Raw genomic sequence first — 17,268 nt, 5'->3', positions numbered from 1 at the left:
TTATTGAGTAAAAGAAGTTAAAATGATATCATGATCACTTTAACGATGTACCCTATTCATTTGAACTATTTATCCGACATTTGTTACCCAATTTTAATCGATTATGAAAGTTTGCATTGCTGAAAAACCAAGCGTGGCAAGGGATATTGCAGAAGTGATCGGAGCTAAACAACGCAAAGATGGCTACTATGAGGGCAATGGCTACCAGGTAACCTGGACTTTCGGACATTTCTGCACTCTGAAGGAACCACATGATTATTACGAGCAATGGAAGTTCTGGCGACTGGAAGATCTGCCCATGATACCTCCCAGCTTCGGTATTAAGCTAATTGAAAATTCAGGCGTACAAAAGCAGTTTAAGATTATAGAAACCCTGGTACAGCAATGTGAAGAAGTCATCAACTGCGGGGATGCCGGCCAGGAAGGAGAACTGATACAACGCTGGGTACTGCTGAAAGCAAAATGTGTAGCCCCCATTAAAAGACTCTGGATTTCCTCCCTCACCGTAGAGGCTATCCGCGACGGCTTCCTGCACCTGAAGGAATCAGAACAATACAATAACCTTTATGCTGCCGGCAGTGCCCGTGCTATCGGCGACTGGCTACTGGGTATGAATGCCACCCGGCTATTCACCAAAAAGTTTGCTCAGGGAAAAGTGGTATTGTCCATCGGTCGCGTACAAACACCCACGCTGGCCATGCTGGTACAGCGGCAAAAGGAAATCAATGCGTTTGTGTCGGAGGATTACTGGGAGCTCAAAACCATCTACAGGGAGACAGAGTTCACCGCCGCCATTGACCGGCTCAAAAGTCCGGATAAAGCCGCCAAAGGGCTGGCCTATCTGCAGGAGCATCCATTTGAGGTCACTTCTTTCGAAAAAAAAGATGGTAAGGAAGGCAATCCCCGCCTGTTTGACCTCACTGCCCTACAGGTAGAAGCCAATAAAAAATTCGGTTTCTCTGCAGACGATACACTAAAATATATCCAGAACCTCTACGAGAAAAAACTGACTACCTACCCCAGAGTAGACACCACTTACCTCTCGGAAGACCTGCATCCGAAAATTGCCGGGATACTAACAGATATGACGCCCTACAGTGCGCTTACCGCACCGCTGCTGGCGAATCCTATCCCTAAGCTGAAAACCGTTTTCGATGATAAAAAGGTAACGGATCACCATGCCATCATCCCTACCGGTATGCACCCCGGTGGTTTGCCACTGGAGGAAAAACGTATCTACGACCTGGTAGCCCGCCGCTTTATTGCCGCTTTTTACCCGGAATGTAAAATCTCCAACACCACCGTACTCGGAAAAGTAGGGCAGGTACCTTTTAAAGTAACTGGTAAACAAATCCTGGAACCCGGCTGGAAAGAAGTATATGCCAACGATGTAAAAGAGAAAAAAGAAGGCGAAGAAGAAGAAAAAATATTGCCTCACTTCGAAGTAGGAGAAAGTGGTCCGCATACCCCCAGGATACACCAGGGAAAAACCACTCCTCCCAAAGCCTTTACAGAAGCTACTTTGCTGAGAGCAATGGAAACAGCCGGCAAACAGGTAGATGATGAAGATTTGCGCGAAATGCTGAAAGATAATGGTATTGGCCGGCCTTCTACCCGCGCCAATATTATTGAAACCCTGTTCCGCAGAAAATATATAGAAAAGAAAAAGAAGAACATCTATGCCACCCAAACAGGCATAGACCTCATTGATACCATACAAACGGAACTGCTGAAAAGTCCCGAACTCACCGGTCAGTGGGAACGCAAACTCCGCCTCATAGAAAAAGGCGAGTATGCTATGGAAACCTTCAAGGATGAATTGATCCAGATGGTGGTAGACCTGACCAAAGAAGTAAAAACATCCAGTTATAAGTTCATCACTATTGCGCCCGATCCGCCACCGGCGCCACCGGAAAAGGAAAAGGTAAAAAAAGAACCCAAGCCTAAAAAAGTGGTAGTCATCGAAGAAATGTCTTGCCCAAAATGCAAAACACATTTACTCAAAAAAGGCAATACGGCCTACGGCTGCGCTAATTTCAAGGAATGTGGATTCAAACTTCCTTTTGAAATGCTGGGCAAAAAACTCAACGACAAACAGGTAGCCGATCTGGTTAGCAAAGGGAAAACAGCTAAGATCAAGGGACTGAAAATGCCCGGCAGCAGCGAGGAGAAAGAAGGGAAGCTGGTACTTGGAACAGATTTTAATGTCAGTATAGAATAAAAAAAGCAGCGGAGTTTTCCGCTGCTTTTTTTATCAAAAACCTATCCTGTTTAAATCGCCGTATTCACGGTCACTTCTTTCCACGTTTCCAGATCTTCTTTTATGGCATCCATTTTCTGATAAGCCATACCATAAGCATCTTCACCCAGGAATAAATGCAATGGTGCATTTTCAGCAGCGGCTACGTTAATAATAGCAGCTACTGCTTTCTCAGGATCGCCGGCCTGATTACCATTGATCTCATGCTGATGCGCGTTTTGTACATCGCGTACCGCCTGGTAAGCAGCTATTGGCTGTGCAGGCACACCCAGTGAGCCGGAAGCGAGAAAATCAGTCCTGAAATAACCCGGTGATACGATGGTTACTTTGATACCGAATGGCTTTGTTTCGGCAGACAATGATTCAGATAATCCATCTACAGCAAATTTGGTAGCGCAATACACGCCGAATCCAGGGAAAGCGCCGGTGAAACCTGCAATAGAGGAGATGTTGAAGATATGTCCGGATTGTTGCGCCCTCATATGCGGTAATATCGCACGGGTTACATTTAAGAGTCCGAATACATTCACGTCAAAGTTGGCGCGTACTTCAGCATCAGACAGTTCTTCCAGGGCACCTACCTGTCCGTAGCCGGCATTGTTAACCAATACATCTATACGGCCAAACTGGCGGATAGTAGCTGCTACGGCTTCTTTTACGCTGGTTTCACTTTTCAGGTCTACTGCCAGCGGGAGAAAATCGGCAGCAGTAGAAAGCTTGCGCAGGTCATCGATGCTACGGGAAGTAGCAGCTACCTTATATCCCTGATCTAATAATTGAAGAACGAGCGAACGGCCTAATCCTTTGGAAGCGCCGGTTACAAACCATATTTTGTTGTTGTCCATGATCTTTGTGCTTTTTTTGTTAACACAAAAGTAGATCAGGAACACTTCCCGGTTGTTACGCTAATCAAACCATTCATTGCAAAATTCAAACAATTCGGAATGCACCGGGAGTAATGTTGGTTTGTTTCTTGAAAAAGTTATTGAAATGGGCAGGTTCTTCAAAACCAAGGGCGTAACTGATTTCTGAAATATTCCAGTTGGTATGTTTCAGCAGGGCCTTGGCTTCGCTGGTTAGCCGCTCTGCGATATGTGCTGTGGTGGTTTTACCAGTGGTTTCCCGGATGGCACGGTTCAGGTGATTTACATGCACGGATAACTGCCTCGCAAAGTCGTTGGCCGACCTCAACGCAAAACGCTGTGCAGGCGATTCAATCGGGAACTGTCGTTCCAGCAAATCGGTAAATACCGAGGTGATACGGGACCTGGCATCTGCATGCTGGTACAGCATTTCAGACGGCTGCATTTTAAGCGCATAGTGGATAATTTCCGTCAGGTAGCTCCGTAACAGATCATACTTATACACATAGTCAGAGCTGATTTCGGACAACATCTTTTTAAATAACTGTGCTACTTCTTTGTCCTGTGTTTTATTAAGTTGGTAAGATGGAATTCCGCCCGGCACCATCATAGGCAGGTCATGAATATTACTTCTGCCAGCACCTGTAAAAAACGACTCCTTGAATATACAGAAATAGCCCTGGCTTTCTCCTGACAAGGATTCCCAGGCATAAGGCACCTGTGGGTTAAAGAATATTAGTGTACTACCCTTTACTTCTACCGTTTTATCGGCATAATGGAAAAGGTTATGTCCTCTCACCAGACTTACCTTATAGAAGTCGCGGCGACTGTATTTCACCATAACACGCCCGTCAATAATACAGTCTTCCATACGGAACACATTAAAATGACCGATATCCTGCTGCAGCGTTTCAGGCACTGCACTGAATTTGTGTTGATAAAACTCCTGTAACGTTTCTGTCTTACTCATTTATCAAAGTTACAAAATTCAATGCGGATTTTGTCTTGCCCTGGATGATAGAGATACAGATGATGGTTTATAAAGAGGCCAGACAGGATATCAGCTCCTGCCTGGCCCGTGGCAATATTCCATTTACTTAACAGGCCAGCACCATATCTTCCGGTTCCCGGAATTTCCGTTCGGTGCTTTTGATCGCTACATCGTTGATGGCGGCTAATCTCCGCTGCATCAAACCATTTTCATTAAATTCCCAGAGCTCGTTGCCGTAAGACCGGAACCAATTACCTGCATGGTCATGCCATTCATACTCAAAGCATACTGCAATGTGATTATCTGTGAAACTCCAGAGTTCTTTTTTCAGTTTATAGTCCAGTTCTTTTTCCCATTTTTTAGTGAGAAAAGCTACCACTTCTTCCCTGCCGTTGAGAAACTGATCGCGGTTGCGCCACACCGTATCCTGTGTATATACTAATGAAACTTTTTGCGGATCCCTGCTGTTCCAGGCATCTTCTGCCAGCTGTACTTTCTGAAGGGCTGTTTCGCGTGTAAATGGGGGAAGGGGGAATTTCTGTTCCATGATAGTTTAATTTAAGTAGTGAATATTTAGATAGATCGATCTGTCTATTTAAGATGATTAAAAAAAGACACCATAGCATCTTTTGGTTTTGTGCATGTATCTGTATGTCTGCTGATACGCCTATATCCTGGCGATCAATAAGTCCCTTGCGTCATCCGTTCTTGCTCATTTCCTTCACAAAGATAAAGCGAATATTTTAAAAATAGACAGATCGATCTATCTTTTTATTTTTCTTTTTGGAAGAAGCAAATCTTTCCCGTTGCTTACAACAAACCGCTCACCACCTTCTTCGCCTCCTGCACCGGCCACTGGCTACGGTAAAGCTGACTTTCCACTATCGCAGATTCGAACAACAGGTAAACATGATCCTTCACGACCTGTTTTTCTTTGGTAAGAATATCCCCCAGAAAAGCACGCAGGTCTTTTTTATGATCCTGGATCACGGTCAGCACCGCTGTATCTTTGTCCGTTGTTTCCGACAGGATATTCAGGAAAGCACATCCCCTGAAATGCTCTCTCTCATTATTATCAGCGAGGAAATCAAAGGCCGACTGAATCTTTTCCTTAGACTTGGTGGCCTTATCGGTGAAAGCTTTTAAGCCCGCCATCCAATCCACATGACGCTGATTTAAAAATGCCAGCAGCAGGGATTCCTTGGATTCATAGTGCATATACAAACTAGCCCTGGCCACACCTGCTTCTTCTATTACCTGGTTAATACCAGTGGCGTGATACCCCTGGTTATAGAACAGGTTAGTGGCAGTTTCCAATAAACGCTGTTTCGGATCGCTTATCTTCTTTTTCATCTCACAAAGGTACATAAAAGACAGATCGATCTATCTTTATTTTCATTTACATAAAACAGGTAAAAAAAGGGCGACTTGTATTATCTTGTCGCAGATTAATATTAATTAAACATAAGCCGAGCATGCATTCAACATTCAGGAACCTGGTTCTTCCTTTTATTTTAATCTTTTTTGTTGGTTTAAAGGCACGTGGCCATGCACTCACGGCCGCCAGATACACATTCCTGGATGCCTGTACGCTGACAGGTCGGGAAACTCCCCCGGACAACAACGCTGCAGCCACTCCTGCAGTCTTAAAATGCGAACACCTCCCTACCCCGCTGGGAATAGACGCCGTTCATCCGCGCCTGTCGTGGTTACTGGCAGACAGCCGCAGCGGCGCACGCCAGACAGCTTACCTGATCCGCGTAGCAACGGACTCGCTTAAACTGGAATCAGCACCTGTATGGACCTCCGGCAAGGTGAATACTGCCGACATGCTGGTAGCCTACACCGGTAAAACTTTACAGCCCTTTACAAGATACTACTGGAGCGTGGAAGTATGGGATAAGGACGGCCACAAGCTACCCGCTACCCGTTCCTGGTTCGAAACAGGCATGGTGAACAACAGCAACTGGAAAGGCGCCTGGATCAGTGATGACGACAATGTAAAATTGAAAGCCGCCGCCAACTTCCGAAAAAATTTCACAGCAGCTAAATCGATTCAGTCAGCACGGGCCTATATTGCGGTAGCCGGATTATATGAGCTATATATCAACGGACAAAAAGCCGGTAACCATCGCCTGGATCCCATGTACACACGATTCGACCGCCGCACGCTATATGTTACCTACGATGTAACCCCACTCCTGCAACAAGGCAAAAACGCCATTGGCGTAATGCTGGGCAACGGCTGGTATAATCATCAGTCCACCGCCGTATGGAACTTCCACAACGCCCCCTGGCGCGGCAGACCCGCTTTTTGCATGGACCTCCGCATTACCTACACCGATGGCAGCGTGGAAACCATCACCACGGGGAAAGACTGGAAAACAGCACCAGGCCCTATCGTTTTCAACAGCATCTACACAGCAGAACATTACGACGCCCGCCGCGAACAAGCAGGATGGAATACCCCCAACTTCGATGACCAAAAATGGCAGCACGTTATTTTCCGTTCTGCTCCTTCTAAAAATATTGTTTCCCAACAATTATATCCCATAGAAAATGTGGAAGAAATTCCGGCGGCGAATATGACCCAGCTCAACGACAGTACCTGGGTGTTTGACCTCGGCAGAAACATTGCCGGCGTCAGCAAAATTCGGGTGAGCGGCGCAGAAGGCACTGTCATTAAACTCAAGCACGGCGAACAGCTGGATAAAAAAGGGTTCGTCGATCTTTCCAACATCATAGTGCATTACCGCCCTACTGATGATACTGATCCTTTTCAAACAGACATCTTTACCCTGAGCGGCAAAGGCGAGGAATCCTTTATGCCCCGCTTTAACTACAAAGGCTTTCAATATGTGGAAGTAAGCAGTAACAAACCGGTGAAGCTGACGAAGGAAAGTCTTACCGGCTATTTCATGCACAGCAACGTACCCCCTGCCGGGAAAATAAATAGCTCCGACACCATGATCAACAAATTATGGTGGGCCACCAACAATGCCTATCTCTCCAACCTGTTCGGCTATCCGACCGATTGCCCCCAACGTGAAAAAAATGGCTGGACCGGCGATGCACAGATTGCCATAGAAACAGGTCTGTATAATTTTGACGGTATCACCATCTATGAAAAATGGCTGGCAGATCATCGCGATGAGCAACAACCCAATGGCGTGTTACCTTCTATTATTCCCACCGGTGGCTGGGGTTATGAATGGGGTAATGGTCCCGACTGGACCAGCACCATTGCCATTATTCCATGGAACATCTATTTGTTTTACGGCGACACTACCCTGTTATCCGTTTCCTACGATCACATACGCCGCTATGTAGATCATATCACGGAAATCAGCCCATCCGGCCTAACTACCTGGGGCCTGGGCGACTGGGTACCAGTGAAATCAAAGTCGCCGGTAGAATTCACCTCCTCTGCTTATTACTATGCAGATGCATTAATCCTGGCAAAAGCCGCGAAACTATTTGGTAACGCTGCTGACTATACGAAATACAGTGCACTGGCAGCGAAGATCAAAAATGCTTTTAATGCCAAATACCTGAATACCACTACCGGTATTTATGGAGAAGGTGTACAAACAGAACAGAGTGTTGCTTTGTACTGGGGCTTGGTTCCTGATAATATGAAAAGTAAAGTAGCCGCCAAACTCGCAGAAAGAGTTGCAGCAGATAACTTCCACCTGGACGTAGGTTTGCTGGGAACTAAAAGTATTCTTAATGCCTTAAGTGAAAACGGATATGCAGATGTAGCATACAAATTAGCGGCTCAACGCAGTTTCCCTTCATGGGGCTGGTGGATCATGAATGGCGCTACCACGCTGTTTGAAAACTGGGATATCAACGCCGCCTCCGATCTGTCACGCAACCATATTATGTTCGGCGAAATAGGCGCCTGGATGTATAAAGGCATTGCCGGCATTAAACCGGATGAAGCTGCACCCGGATTTAAAAACATATTGCTGTCACCCAATTTTGTAAATGGCCTCGATCATTTTGAAGCCAGCCACGAAAGTCCCTATGGCACGGTTAATTCTGCCTGGGAAAGAAAAGGCGACGCGATCAGCTACCATGTAACAGTGCCTGCAAATGCCAGTGCAGACATTTACTTTCACATCTCTCCCAAACAAAAAATATATGAAAATGATCGACCGGTGATTACACAAAACACCGACAAAGGATTACGCTATCATATTACCGCTGGAACAAAAACGTTTCAGATTAAATAAGCAGGATCCTTTCTGATAATCTCTATTCCTTTCTTTCCCGCTATGATGGCAGCATGCKCCATATTATAGAAAAGCGAAGTTTCCAGGATACCGGGAATTTCCTTTAAACGATGATTAAGACTGTCTAATGGCGGGAAAGAACGGAACCAGATATCAATGAGCAGGTTGCCATTTTCTGTAATCACGGCTCCATCTTTTTTGTTACTCATCCGGATCACCGGATTGGCCAGTGAAAATATTTTCTTCAGTTGCTGCAGTACAAATGGTATGGCTTCCGGTATCACTTCTATCACCACTGGAAAAGTAGTATATAACTGTCCTACATATTTTGCGCCATCACCAATCAGGATAAATTTATCTGCCATAGCCGCCAGCAGCTTCTCACGGGTATGTATACCACCTCCGCTTTTCAGGGCATTCAGCTGATGATCAAACTGATCGCAGCCATCAAAATAAATATCCAGTTGGGATACCTCACTGATATCTTTGGTATGAAAACCATTCTCCAGCAGGAGTTGCCGGGTATTAAAAGAAGAGGTAACCGTAGTAATACTTTTAGCTAATGTTACCTCTTCTTTCAAAAAATTAACCAGGTGCGCAATTGTAGAGCCGGCACCTAAACCTATAATTTGACCAGGTTTTATAAAGTCCATTGCTGCCTTTGCAGCCACTTGTTTCAGATCTTCCATGTCAGGATATTGAATGGCAAAGATCTGTTTTTTTTAATTATGCGATTTTTTGTCTTTCTTAGGATTATACCCTTATCCGATAGCTCATGCCCTTGGTTGTATTAAAGCTTAACACCCCGTTTTTATACTGATGTGGCACAGCCACTCCATTACGATCCTTTACCACAGCAGTTTCTGGCAACAACAATTTGCAGGCTACGCCGCTACCGGAATGGATACTTACCTCCTGCACTATTTTGTTTTTCCAGCTAAAATCTATCACGAAATCATTTACCGCACGCAGTCCTTTAATGCGACCGGCGGCAAACTGTTCTCCATCCGGCAGGGCAGGTAATAAGCGGATAACATTTTCTTTGCCATGGCTTTGTAACAGCATCTCTGCAATGCCTGCAGTAGCACCCAGGTTACCATCTATCTGGAAAGGTGGATGTGCGCAGAACAGGTTCGCGTACGTACCCGCGCCGGAACTCATACTGATATCGCTACCGGCGGCAGCAGGCACCCATAATTCTTTCAGCATTTTATAGGCATGGTTACCATCACCCAAACGGGCCCAGAAGGCCACTTTCCAGGCACGTGACCATCCGGTAGCACCATCCCCTCTTCTGAGTAACGTTTTCTTCGCAGCAGCAGCCATTTCAGGGGTATCCCACGGTGTAATTTCATCGTAAGGATACAAGCCGTATAAGGGGGATACGTGACGGTGATGCGGGTCTGCTTCTTTGTAATCTTCCAGCCACTCCTGTACGCCACCAGTAGTAGGACTGATCTGATTAGGCGCCAGCCTGGCCAATACTGTTTTCAGACTATCGGCCCAGGCTTTATCCGTCTGTAGGATACGGGCTGCTTCCAGGTTAGACCCCAGCAAGTCTCTGCAAATCTGCATGTCCATAGTAGGGCCCATACAGGTTTGTCCTTCCTGTCCGTTGGGCAGTATATAAGAATTCTCCGGTGAGTTGGAAGGCGCCGTTACCAGCCACTGGTGAGAAGGTTCCGTAATCAGGATCTCTTTAAAGAAGGTGGCAGCCCCTTTCAATATCGGGTATATTTCCTGCAAAAACTTTCTATCGTTGGTATACTGGTAATGTTTCCAGAGATGGGAAGCTACCCAGGCACCACCGGTTAATGCTGATCCCCAGCTGGCTCCTTCACCAGGAGAAGTGAATCCCCAGGGATTGTTGATAACGTGTGCCATCCATCCATTAGCTCTATAATAGGTGCGGGCGGTACGCTCACCATATTTGGCCATTTGCGAAGCCAGGGTAAATAACGGCTGGTGACAGTCGGACAGATTGGTGACTTCTGCCGGCCAGTAATTCATTTCCACGTTAATGTCGAGATGATAATCTCCATTCCAGGGTGTCTGGTATTCTTCTGCCCACAGTCCCTGCAGATTAGCTGGCATACCACCGTTACGGGAAGAGCTGATGAGCAGGTAACGACCAAAATTAAAGTACAGCGATACCAGCGAAGCATCTTTTTCGCCCTGCTGCAAACGTTGCAGGCGATCAATGGTAGACAAGCCTTTTACCGCATCGTTGCTGTTATCCGTAAAGGAAAGCTGACAGCGGTTAAAAAAAGAAATATAGTCTTTTACATGCGACTGTACCAGTGCCTGCCAGGATACAGTAGCTGCTTTTGTAATATCGGCCACTGTTTTCGGCAGCGGATCCGGTCCCGGTGTTTCCACATTGGGCCAGTTCATATTGGTGCGGGCAGCGATCAGCAAAATACATTCATCTGCGCCATTAATCGTTAGTTGATCTTTGTTTTCTGCCCTGGTACCGCCTTTGGAAATCACTTTCAGTACAGCGGCATATTTTACGCCCGCATCTCCATTGCCTCCATTTAAGGTGCCGCTCATGGTTAATGCACCATTCACGAGGTTGATATTGGCTCGTTCTTTACGGTATAATCCTGTGGTAAACGACAGGCTGCCAGGTTTGTTAGCCAGCAAACGTACCACCGTTACCTGCTGCGGGGCAGATACCAGTACTTCTTCTTTATACGCTACGCCATTCCGCTCCCAGCTCAGGGTACTGATGGCACTATCCAGTTTCAGCTGACGCTGATAATTACGTACAGCCGACACCGTGTCTTTCCATTGAATAAAAAGATCGCCCAGCGTTTGATAGCAACCAAATTTTACATTCGCGCCATTACCACTGCCGGAGCCCGGGCCCTGGCAGATAAAGTATTGCTGCAACATTTTCTGTGCCTCAATATTTTTACCCTGTAATAACAGTTGCTGGATTTGTGGCAGGTAGGCCGCCGCTTCCTTACTATCTGCGTCCTGGATGCCGCCAGTCCACATAGATATTTCATTTAATACAATACGTTCCCTGTTGGTATTTCCAAATACCATAGCCCCTAAACGTCCATTGCCCAAGGGAGCAGATGCCGTAAAATGACTGGCAGGTTCGTTGAAACGTATGGTTACATCAGATTGTGCAGACAACGTCAATGCGCCCAATAAAAGTGCAGTTTGTAGTGTGGAATATAGCTTGCAGTTCATATGCATCAAGATATATAAAATAATGTTGCAGCGGGAGCGGGAAAGGCGAATTGCGAATTAGCCATTAAAAAATGTGAATTATGTATCGGAAGCGAATTTTGTCATTGTTCAGGATTATACTGAACAAAGCAAAAAATCGCGAGCTATCCTCATCCTGTCCTCTTCTCCAGGCGGGCCTGCATTGGTAAGGATTACTCTTCCGCTACCGTAATTTCATATCGGCTGGCGTTGTGCAGTGGATGTACGGGGCGGTCCGTGCGGGTTCCCCAGGAGTCCGTGAAACAAGCCCCGAAATAAAAGATCAGTGAGGAGTAAAACATAAACAACAGAAGTAAAACKGTAGATGCCGACGCGCCGTAGATGCTGTTGATACTGCTGTAGGTAAGCATTACCTTCAGGATGGCTTTACCGATATTAAACAGGATACTGGTTACCAATGCGCCGGTAATCCCTACTTTCCACTGCGGGCGTCCATCTGGTAAAAAATTAAAGACCAGGAAAAACCAAATGGTAACGATGATGATAGAGATAACGTAATTGAGTGCACTGTCATAATAAATACCCAGCGCCGGGACATACAGTGTAACGTACTTACCCAGAAAAATCCGGGCTGCTTCGGCTACCAGGTCAATGATAAATAATATGCCGGCAAAAATAATGACCAGCACCGCTTTCAGCCGGGACAACATGATCTGGCCGAAGTTCTCTTTGTGAATAGCTCTTACTTTCCATAATTCATTGAGCGAACCTTTAATAATTTTAAAGAGTGTGGTGGCTACAAATAGTAAAAAAATAAAACCGCAGATGGCAATAATCCAGTTTTGTGCAATGCTCCGGAACGCCTTCAGCGTTTGCAGGATAGCCTCCGTAGTTTCTACACCAAACATACCTTCCAACTGTACCATCAACCGCCTGCCGGGATGCTGTATCCGGAAAATAATACGTAATAGTTGAATGATAATAATAAGAATGGCAGGCAAAGCAAATGTGGTAAAAAATGCTGTTGCTCCTGCCATACGCAGTGGGTCATTCGCCTGTAGCTCCTTATATGCGTCTTTAAAAGAAAGCAGAAATAACTGCCAGCGGGGTAAAATTTTCTCTGTTGTAACCGTTTCCATGCCTGCCCGATTAAGGCCCAATTTACTGATTAATTTCCTTCAGCGCTCATTACGCTGATATTGATTATTTGGTCATTATTTAAAAATGTAAAACCAGGTAGCGAAATCCTTACTTTTGTCAAGCATGAATGCGCATATATACATACCCAAAAATGAGCTACGTGAAGCCATCGATTATATCTGGTATCATGAAGCCGCAACTGTACAATTAAAAGCCTATAACATTCCCTTTCTGCACCAGGAGCTGATTATTAATTTTGGAGCACATCTTTCTATTACTAATCGGCAGCGGCAAAGATTTGGCTATCCCCGCGCCGGTGGCGTCACCGGTGTACTTTCCCAGCCTACAGTTACCAGGGCACAGGGACATTATGCCGCACTCGGTATTATGCTGAAGCCATTTGGCCTTTATCGTTTATTTGGTTTTTCTGCTGCGAAACTGAAGGGACAACCACTAACACTACAAAGCATATGGGGAGAAGCTGCGCTGGCTTTAGTCACGGAACTGGAAGCAACGCCCGCTCCCACAGAAAAAATCCGTGTCCTGGAAAAATTCCTGTTGCACATGGCCCGGCCACATATTATTCCGGAAGAAATCCTGACCCTGCAACAGCAACCATCCTTGCATAAGGGATTTATCAAATCACATATTTCCGATAAACTGATTTCTTCTAAAAAATATATTCAAACCAGTGGCACCATTCTGGCCATGCCACCGAAAAAATATACACAGCTCTCTTTGGTGAATGCCGCAGTGACACAAATAGCAGCTGCGCCAGACACGCCGTTAACAACGGTGGCTTATAATAATGGGTTTTATGATCAGGCACATTTTATCCGCGTGTTTAAATCATTTGCCGGGATGACGCCGTCCGCGTACAGATCAGCGGTGAGGGAACAACGGGTGCATACGACCTTTCCCAACACAATTTTCATGTAATAAAAAAGCCTTACTGTAAAACAGCAAGGCTATTAATCACCTAACAGGGGGAGTACATACAGTTTTGTTGGTTAGCCGTTCGGAAGTCCTTTAAAAGGAGGTGTCCTGAAAGGTACCCATTCCGCAATTTTCTCGATATTTTCCTCAATGGATGTTAATCTCAGGTCTACCAAATCAAACCTGTGATCAATTTTCTCCTCCATTACATCGAGTCGCTCATCCATGGCATCAATTTTTTTGTCCATGGCATCAAATCTTTTGTCCACGGCATCAAATCTTCTGTCCACGGCATCAAATCTCGCCAAAATCTCCTGTAAAGCTTGTGTTTCCATATACTTTAGAAAATTTTAATTCCTCAAATTTAATACTTATCTAAAATCAAAAAACACCTGATATCAGATATTTTTTATCACCCTATCATCTCACACAACCATTTCTCACACTGACTTTCCGCCGATCAAAACAACTGGAAATTTTGTACAATTTTCCTATCATCCAATGCCTCACCTTTGTAAAAAAAACATGCGGAAAATCAAAGTCTATACTGCGGTGAGCCTGGACGGATACATTGCTACCAGGGAAGGAAAAATAGAATGGCTCACCGGATTCCCCAATCCCGAGGGAACCGACTACGGTTATGCGGAATTCCTGGCTACCATCGACACCACACTGATGGGTAACAATACGTATAAAGATGTGCTGACACTCAGTGAAACATACCCCTACCCTGATAAAACCAATTATGTTTTTACAAGCGACAGCATACATGTAGATACGGAGTTTGTACAATTCATCAGCAGGGACGTCATTGAATTTGTAGCCAGGCTGAAAAAAGCGGACGGGAAAGATATCTGGCTGGCAGGAGGCGGACAACTGAATGGTGCGCTATTACAGGCAGACCTGATAGATGAAATGATCCTCCATGTAATACCGGTGGTATTGGGAGATGGCTTACCATTGTTCGGAGGGATACCGATGGAAAAAGTATTTAAGCTAAGCGCTACCAAAACTTACAGCAGCAGTGTGCTGGAACTGCACTATGAAAAAGCAGCTCACTAAAATAACAATGTTTGTGTGGAGCGTTGCCGCTCCACACAAACATCATTTACTTCACCACCATCTGCGCTTCTCCTCTGCCAAATGACCAACCGGCCAAATCATTTTCCACCAGGATAATCACCACATCATCCGCACTCACGGGCGTAGCAGCCGCTATGCGGGTGGCAATACTTTTATATAATGCCTGCTTCTGTTCCACCGTTCTGCCGGCCCTGGCGGTAATGCGTATATACATCAGGTTGTCCGTGTGCGGCACATCAAAGTAGCTGTCCGGGTACAGGATATCTCCTGGCTGCATGGTATGGATTACCTGGAAATAGTCATCTGCGGGGATGTTGAAATGTTCCTGCAGGCTTTGATGTACCGACAGGGAAATATCTTTTTTATTGGCAGCGGTGAGATGATGACCGAGATAAATTTGTACGAAAGGCATAATTTATTTTTTAATGATGATAGCAGGTTGATCTTTCTTTAACAGGTAAACCGCTACAAACGTAGCTGGTTTGTCGTCCTGTGCATTTTTGAAGAGGGTGATTTCCCTGCCGGCGGTTTCGCGGAAAGCATCGCCGGCATGCAGCAGCACCGCAGCTTCTCCGGCGGGCTGATACAATATTTCACCGGATACAATATAACCATATACTTCACATGGATGATGATGTACCGGGGCACCCTGCCCGGGTGCAAAAGTGATTTCATCCATCCGTACTTCCTCTACGGTGGTTGCCGGTAGTATTTGCTGTAACAGTTGTTTACGTGCGGGCGGAGTTTGTGCCGCAGCGCTGCCTGCTATTAATACGGACATGATGAATAGTAATTTTTTCATACGAAAGAATATTTCACGACAAACTTACCAACCTTTAATACATTTGCAATATTGAAATATTTAACACTACACTTTAATAAAACTAAACTATGATAACAGACCTACTGGAACTCGATTTGTTGCGCACCTTTGTGCTGGCGGTGGATCTGGATAGTTTTGCCCGGGCGGCAGACCAGGTGGCCCGCTCCCAGTCTGCGGTGAGCCTGCAAATGCAGCGGTTGGAAGAAATCACGGGACAGCAGCTGTTTTTGAAACAGGGCCGGGGGTGGCGGTTAACCGCTAATGGAGAGATGCTCCTCGGCTATGCGCGGCAGATGCTGGAGATTAACCAACAGGCTATTACTGCGCTAACGGCTACACATATAGCAGGAAGGGTAAGACTTGGACTACCGGCAGATTTTGCAGAGAGTGGACTTCCCGTAGCGCTGGCCCGCTTCGCCGCCATACATCCTCAAATGGAAATTGAAGTCACACTGGAACGACAGGCTGTGCTGGCAAAGCTGTTGCAGAGCGGCAAACTCGATGTCATTATCTCCTTTGGAAAAGATACACCGGAAGATGCCCTGCCTGTAGGCTCCCTTCCTATCCGGTGGATAAGTGGTACCAATAGTACAGCTGCATTACAGCAACCTTTACCGCTACTGCTGTTTGAAGCCCCTTGTTTGTTCCGTACTACCGGGCTGACAGCACTGGAAAAAGTGAAACGTACCTGGCGCCCTGCACTCACCAGCGGCAGCGTAGCAGGTATGTGGGCAGCCGCCCAGGCCGGACTGGGTATTACTATCCGTACCGAAATAGGTATGCCGGCAGGCTGCATCGCATTAACGCCCTCCAGCGGCTTGCCTGCTTTGCCGGATGTTGCAGTGTTTATGCTCACGCATAAAAAAACGCCTTCTCCTGCGGTTAAACGACTGATCGACATCCTGCATGAAACCATCACGGCACAATTGCATGACATTCGTAAACGGGCCAGAAAGGGCGTTAAATGAGGTAGGTATATGTGTAGATAGGGTACATAAAAAGGCCCTACGGAAAACCAGAGGGCCGTGTCAATATTCATCATCCTTTACAAGGTAACTTCCCGTACCGGCGAATAGATCATATCTTCTACACCGGCAATTTTTAGTCCTATACGCGCAAAGACTGTTTTCTGTTCAGGCACTGTTGCAGGTACATCTACCTGTAAACTAATACCCGCAGGATCCATAATACTGCCACCACTCAGGTCCTTCGTGGCGATGCTGTTCCGTCCATCCACAAACTGTGTTTTACACACATAGAGCGATACCCGCTCTATACTACGCGCATTCGCATCCTTAATGATCTGCACTGCCGCGAACGTAGCGGTCAGCTTTCTGCCGGCAGCAACAAACTTCGGTGTGCGGATCATATAGTAAGGCAATACTTCTATATCACGCGTGAGACTACCCGAAATCGTTAACGGAATAGTATCTGAATTGGTGGTTTTATCCGTTAACGAACGAAATGGCCCCTGCGCAGCAGGAATAACCAGCTTGTACGCCGCATTAAATAATAAGGCAGAAAATTTACCATCCTGACTTACACTAACGTTAATAGGCGTACGCTTTCCCCAACCCGGCTCCCATAATTCAAAATACACATCGTTGTAACTTACATTCACCGGCTCTCCCTGGTATACCAGTCTCCCACTGAATGTACTGGCAGGCGCTTTATAATTATCTTTTTTGCAGGAAGCTAAAAAGAAGCCCGCCAACATGAATAAAGTATACTGAATATTAGTTCTCATAATA

Annotated in this window: 16 protein-coding genes; 5 read left to right on the top strand and 11 right to left on the bottom strand. The window is 45.9% G+C overall.

Annotation, left to right across the window (positions count from 1 at the left end; genetic code table 11):
- The first annotated feature begins 103 nt into the window (after positions 1 to 103).
- Positions 104 to 2,221 carry a DNA topoisomerase 3 gene (locus AC1DCV_RS04170; RefSeq protein ID WP_477021978.1) on the top strand — a complete coding sequence of 706 codons (2,118 nt, stop codon included), beginning with the start codon at positions 104 to 106 and terminating at the stop codon, positions 2,219 to 2,221.
- A 50-nt stretch (positions 2,222 to 2,271) separates the two neighbouring features.
- Here AC1DCV_RS04170 and AC1DCV_RS04165 read toward each other — a convergent pair whose 3' ends face one another.
- From AC1DCV_RS04165 to AC1DCV_RS04150, 4 genes are all read right to left on the bottom strand, one after another.
- A complete protein-coding gene (locus AC1DCV_RS04165; protein WP_477021977.1) occupies positions 2,272 to 3,105 on the bottom strand; it encodes an oxidoreductase in 834 nt (277 codons plus the stop codon).
- A gap of 85 nt (positions 3,106 to 3,190) precedes the next feature.
- Complete coding sequence (locus tag AC1DCV_RS04160) at positions 3,191 to 4,093, bottom strand: AraC family transcriptional regulator (protein ID WP_477021976.1); 903 nt, start codon at positions 4,091 to 4,093, stop codon at positions 3,191 to 3,193.
- 127 nt (positions 4,094 to 4,220) lie between these two features.
- Positions 4,221 to 4,661, bottom strand: coding sequence for a nuclear transport factor 2 family protein (locus tag AC1DCV_RS04155; protein WP_441572067.1), 441 nt, complete (start codon positions 4,659 to 4,661; stop codon positions 4,221 to 4,223).
- 263 nt (positions 4,662 to 4,924) lie between these two features.
- Positions 4,925 to 5,467 (bottom strand): TetR/AcrR family transcriptional regulator, encoded by a 543-nt coding sequence (locus tag AC1DCV_RS04150; RefSeq protein WP_477021975.1) that lies wholly within the window; start codon positions 5,465 to 5,467, stop codon positions 4,925 to 4,927.
- A gap of 122 nt (positions 5,468 to 5,589) precedes the next feature.
- On the opposite strand from AC1DCV_RS04150, the gene AC1DCV_RS04145 reads away from it, so the two are divergent.
- Positions 5,590 to 8,352: an alpha-L-rhamnosidase gene (locus tag AC1DCV_RS04145; RefSeq protein WP_477021974.1), complete on the top strand. Its 2,763-nt coding sequence runs from the start codon at positions 5,590 to 5,592 to the stop codon at positions 8,350 to 8,352.
- Here AC1DCV_RS04145 and rpiA read toward each other — a convergent pair.
- The 3 genes from rpiA to AC1DCV_RS04130 all read right to left on the bottom strand — a co-directional run bounded on the left by rpiA (position 8,340) and on the right by AC1DCV_RS04130 (position 12,674).
- Positions 8,340 to 9,041: a ribose-5-phosphate isomerase RpiA gene (gene rpiA / locus AC1DCV_RS04140; RefSeq protein ID WP_477021973.1), complete on the bottom strand. Its 702-nt coding sequence runs from the start codon at positions 9,039 to 9,041 to the stop codon at positions 8,340 to 8,342. The two genes, AC1DCV_RS04145 and rpiA, sit on opposite strands and share 13 nt — an antisense overlap.
- Before the next feature lie 64 nt (positions 9,042 to 9,105).
- Positions 9,106 to 11,556, bottom strand: coding sequence for a glycoside hydrolase family 95 protein (locus AC1DCV_RS04135; RefSeq protein WP_477021972.1), 2,451 nt, complete (start codon positions 11,554 to 11,556; stop codon positions 9,106 to 9,108).
- A 191-nt stretch (positions 11,557 to 11,747) separates the two neighbouring features.
- On the bottom strand, positions 11,748 to 12,674 hold the full coding sequence (locus AC1DCV_RS04130; RefSeq protein ID WP_477021971.1) for a YihY/virulence factor BrkB family protein: 927 nt from the start codon (positions 12,672 to 12,674) through the stop codon (positions 11,748 to 11,750).
- Between the two features lie 124 nt (positions 12,675 to 12,798).
- On the opposite strand from AC1DCV_RS04130, the gene AC1DCV_RS04125 reads away from it, so the two are divergent.
- The gene (locus tag AC1DCV_RS04125; protein WP_477021970.1) at positions 12,799 to 13,614 is read left to right on the top strand and encodes a DUF6597 domain-containing transcriptional factor; all 816 of its coding nucleotides are present in this window, start codon (positions 12,799 to 12,801) and stop codon (positions 13,612 to 13,614) included.
- Positions 13,615 to 13,685: 71 nt separating this feature from the next.
- On the opposite strand, the gene AC1DCV_RS04120 is transcribed toward AC1DCV_RS04125, so the two are convergent.
- Complete coding sequence (locus AC1DCV_RS04120; RefSeq protein ID WP_477021969.1) at positions 13,686 to 13,946, bottom strand: hypothetical protein; 261 nt, start codon at positions 13,944 to 13,946, stop codon at positions 13,686 to 13,688.
- Positions 13,947 to 14,136: 190 nt separating this feature from the next.
- On the opposite strand from AC1DCV_RS04120, the gene AC1DCV_RS04115 reads away from it, so the two are divergent.
- Positions 14,137 to 14,673, top strand: a complete 537-nt coding sequence (locus tag AC1DCV_RS04115; protein ID WP_477021968.1) for a dihydrofolate reductase family protein — start codon at positions 14,137 to 14,139, stop codon at positions 14,671 to 14,673.
- A gap of 46 nt (positions 14,674 to 14,719) precedes the next feature.
- Here the strand turns inward: AC1DCV_RS04115 and AC1DCV_RS04110 are convergent, their stop codons facing one another.
- On the bottom strand, positions 14,720 to 15,106 hold the full coding sequence (locus tag AC1DCV_RS04110) for a tautomerase family protein (RefSeq protein ID WP_477021967.1): 387 nt from the start codon (positions 15,104 to 15,106) through the stop codon (positions 14,720 to 14,722).
- Positions 15,107 to 15,109: 3 nt separating this feature from the next.
- Entirely contained in the window at positions 15,110 to 15,496 is a 387-nt protein-coding gene (locus tag AC1DCV_RS04105) for a cupin domain-containing protein (protein WP_477021966.1), read from the bottom strand.
- 89 nt (positions 15,497 to 15,585) lie between these two features.
- On the opposite strand from AC1DCV_RS04105, the gene AC1DCV_RS04100 reads away from it, so the two are divergent.
- Complete coding sequence (locus tag AC1DCV_RS04100) at positions 15,586 to 16,485, top strand: LysR substrate-binding domain-containing protein (protein WP_477021965.1); 900 nt, start codon at positions 15,586 to 15,588, stop codon at positions 16,483 to 16,485.
- A gap of 77 nt (positions 16,486 to 16,562) precedes the next feature.
- On the opposite strand, the gene AC1DCV_RS04095 is transcribed toward AC1DCV_RS04100, so the two are convergent.
- Positions 16,563 to 17,264 carry a DUF3823 domain-containing protein gene (locus AC1DCV_RS04095; RefSeq protein WP_477021964.1) on the bottom strand — a complete coding sequence of 234 codons (702 nt, stop codon included), beginning with the start codon at positions 17,262 to 17,264 and terminating at the stop codon, positions 16,563 to 16,565.
- Positions 17,265 to 17,268 lie beyond the last annotated feature (4 nt).

Source organism: Chitinophaga sp. 10T418, assembly GCF_056394125.1.
The sequence above is the reverse complement of the archived record's forward strand: the minus strand, read 5'-3'. Positions and strand labels throughout refer to the sequence as shown.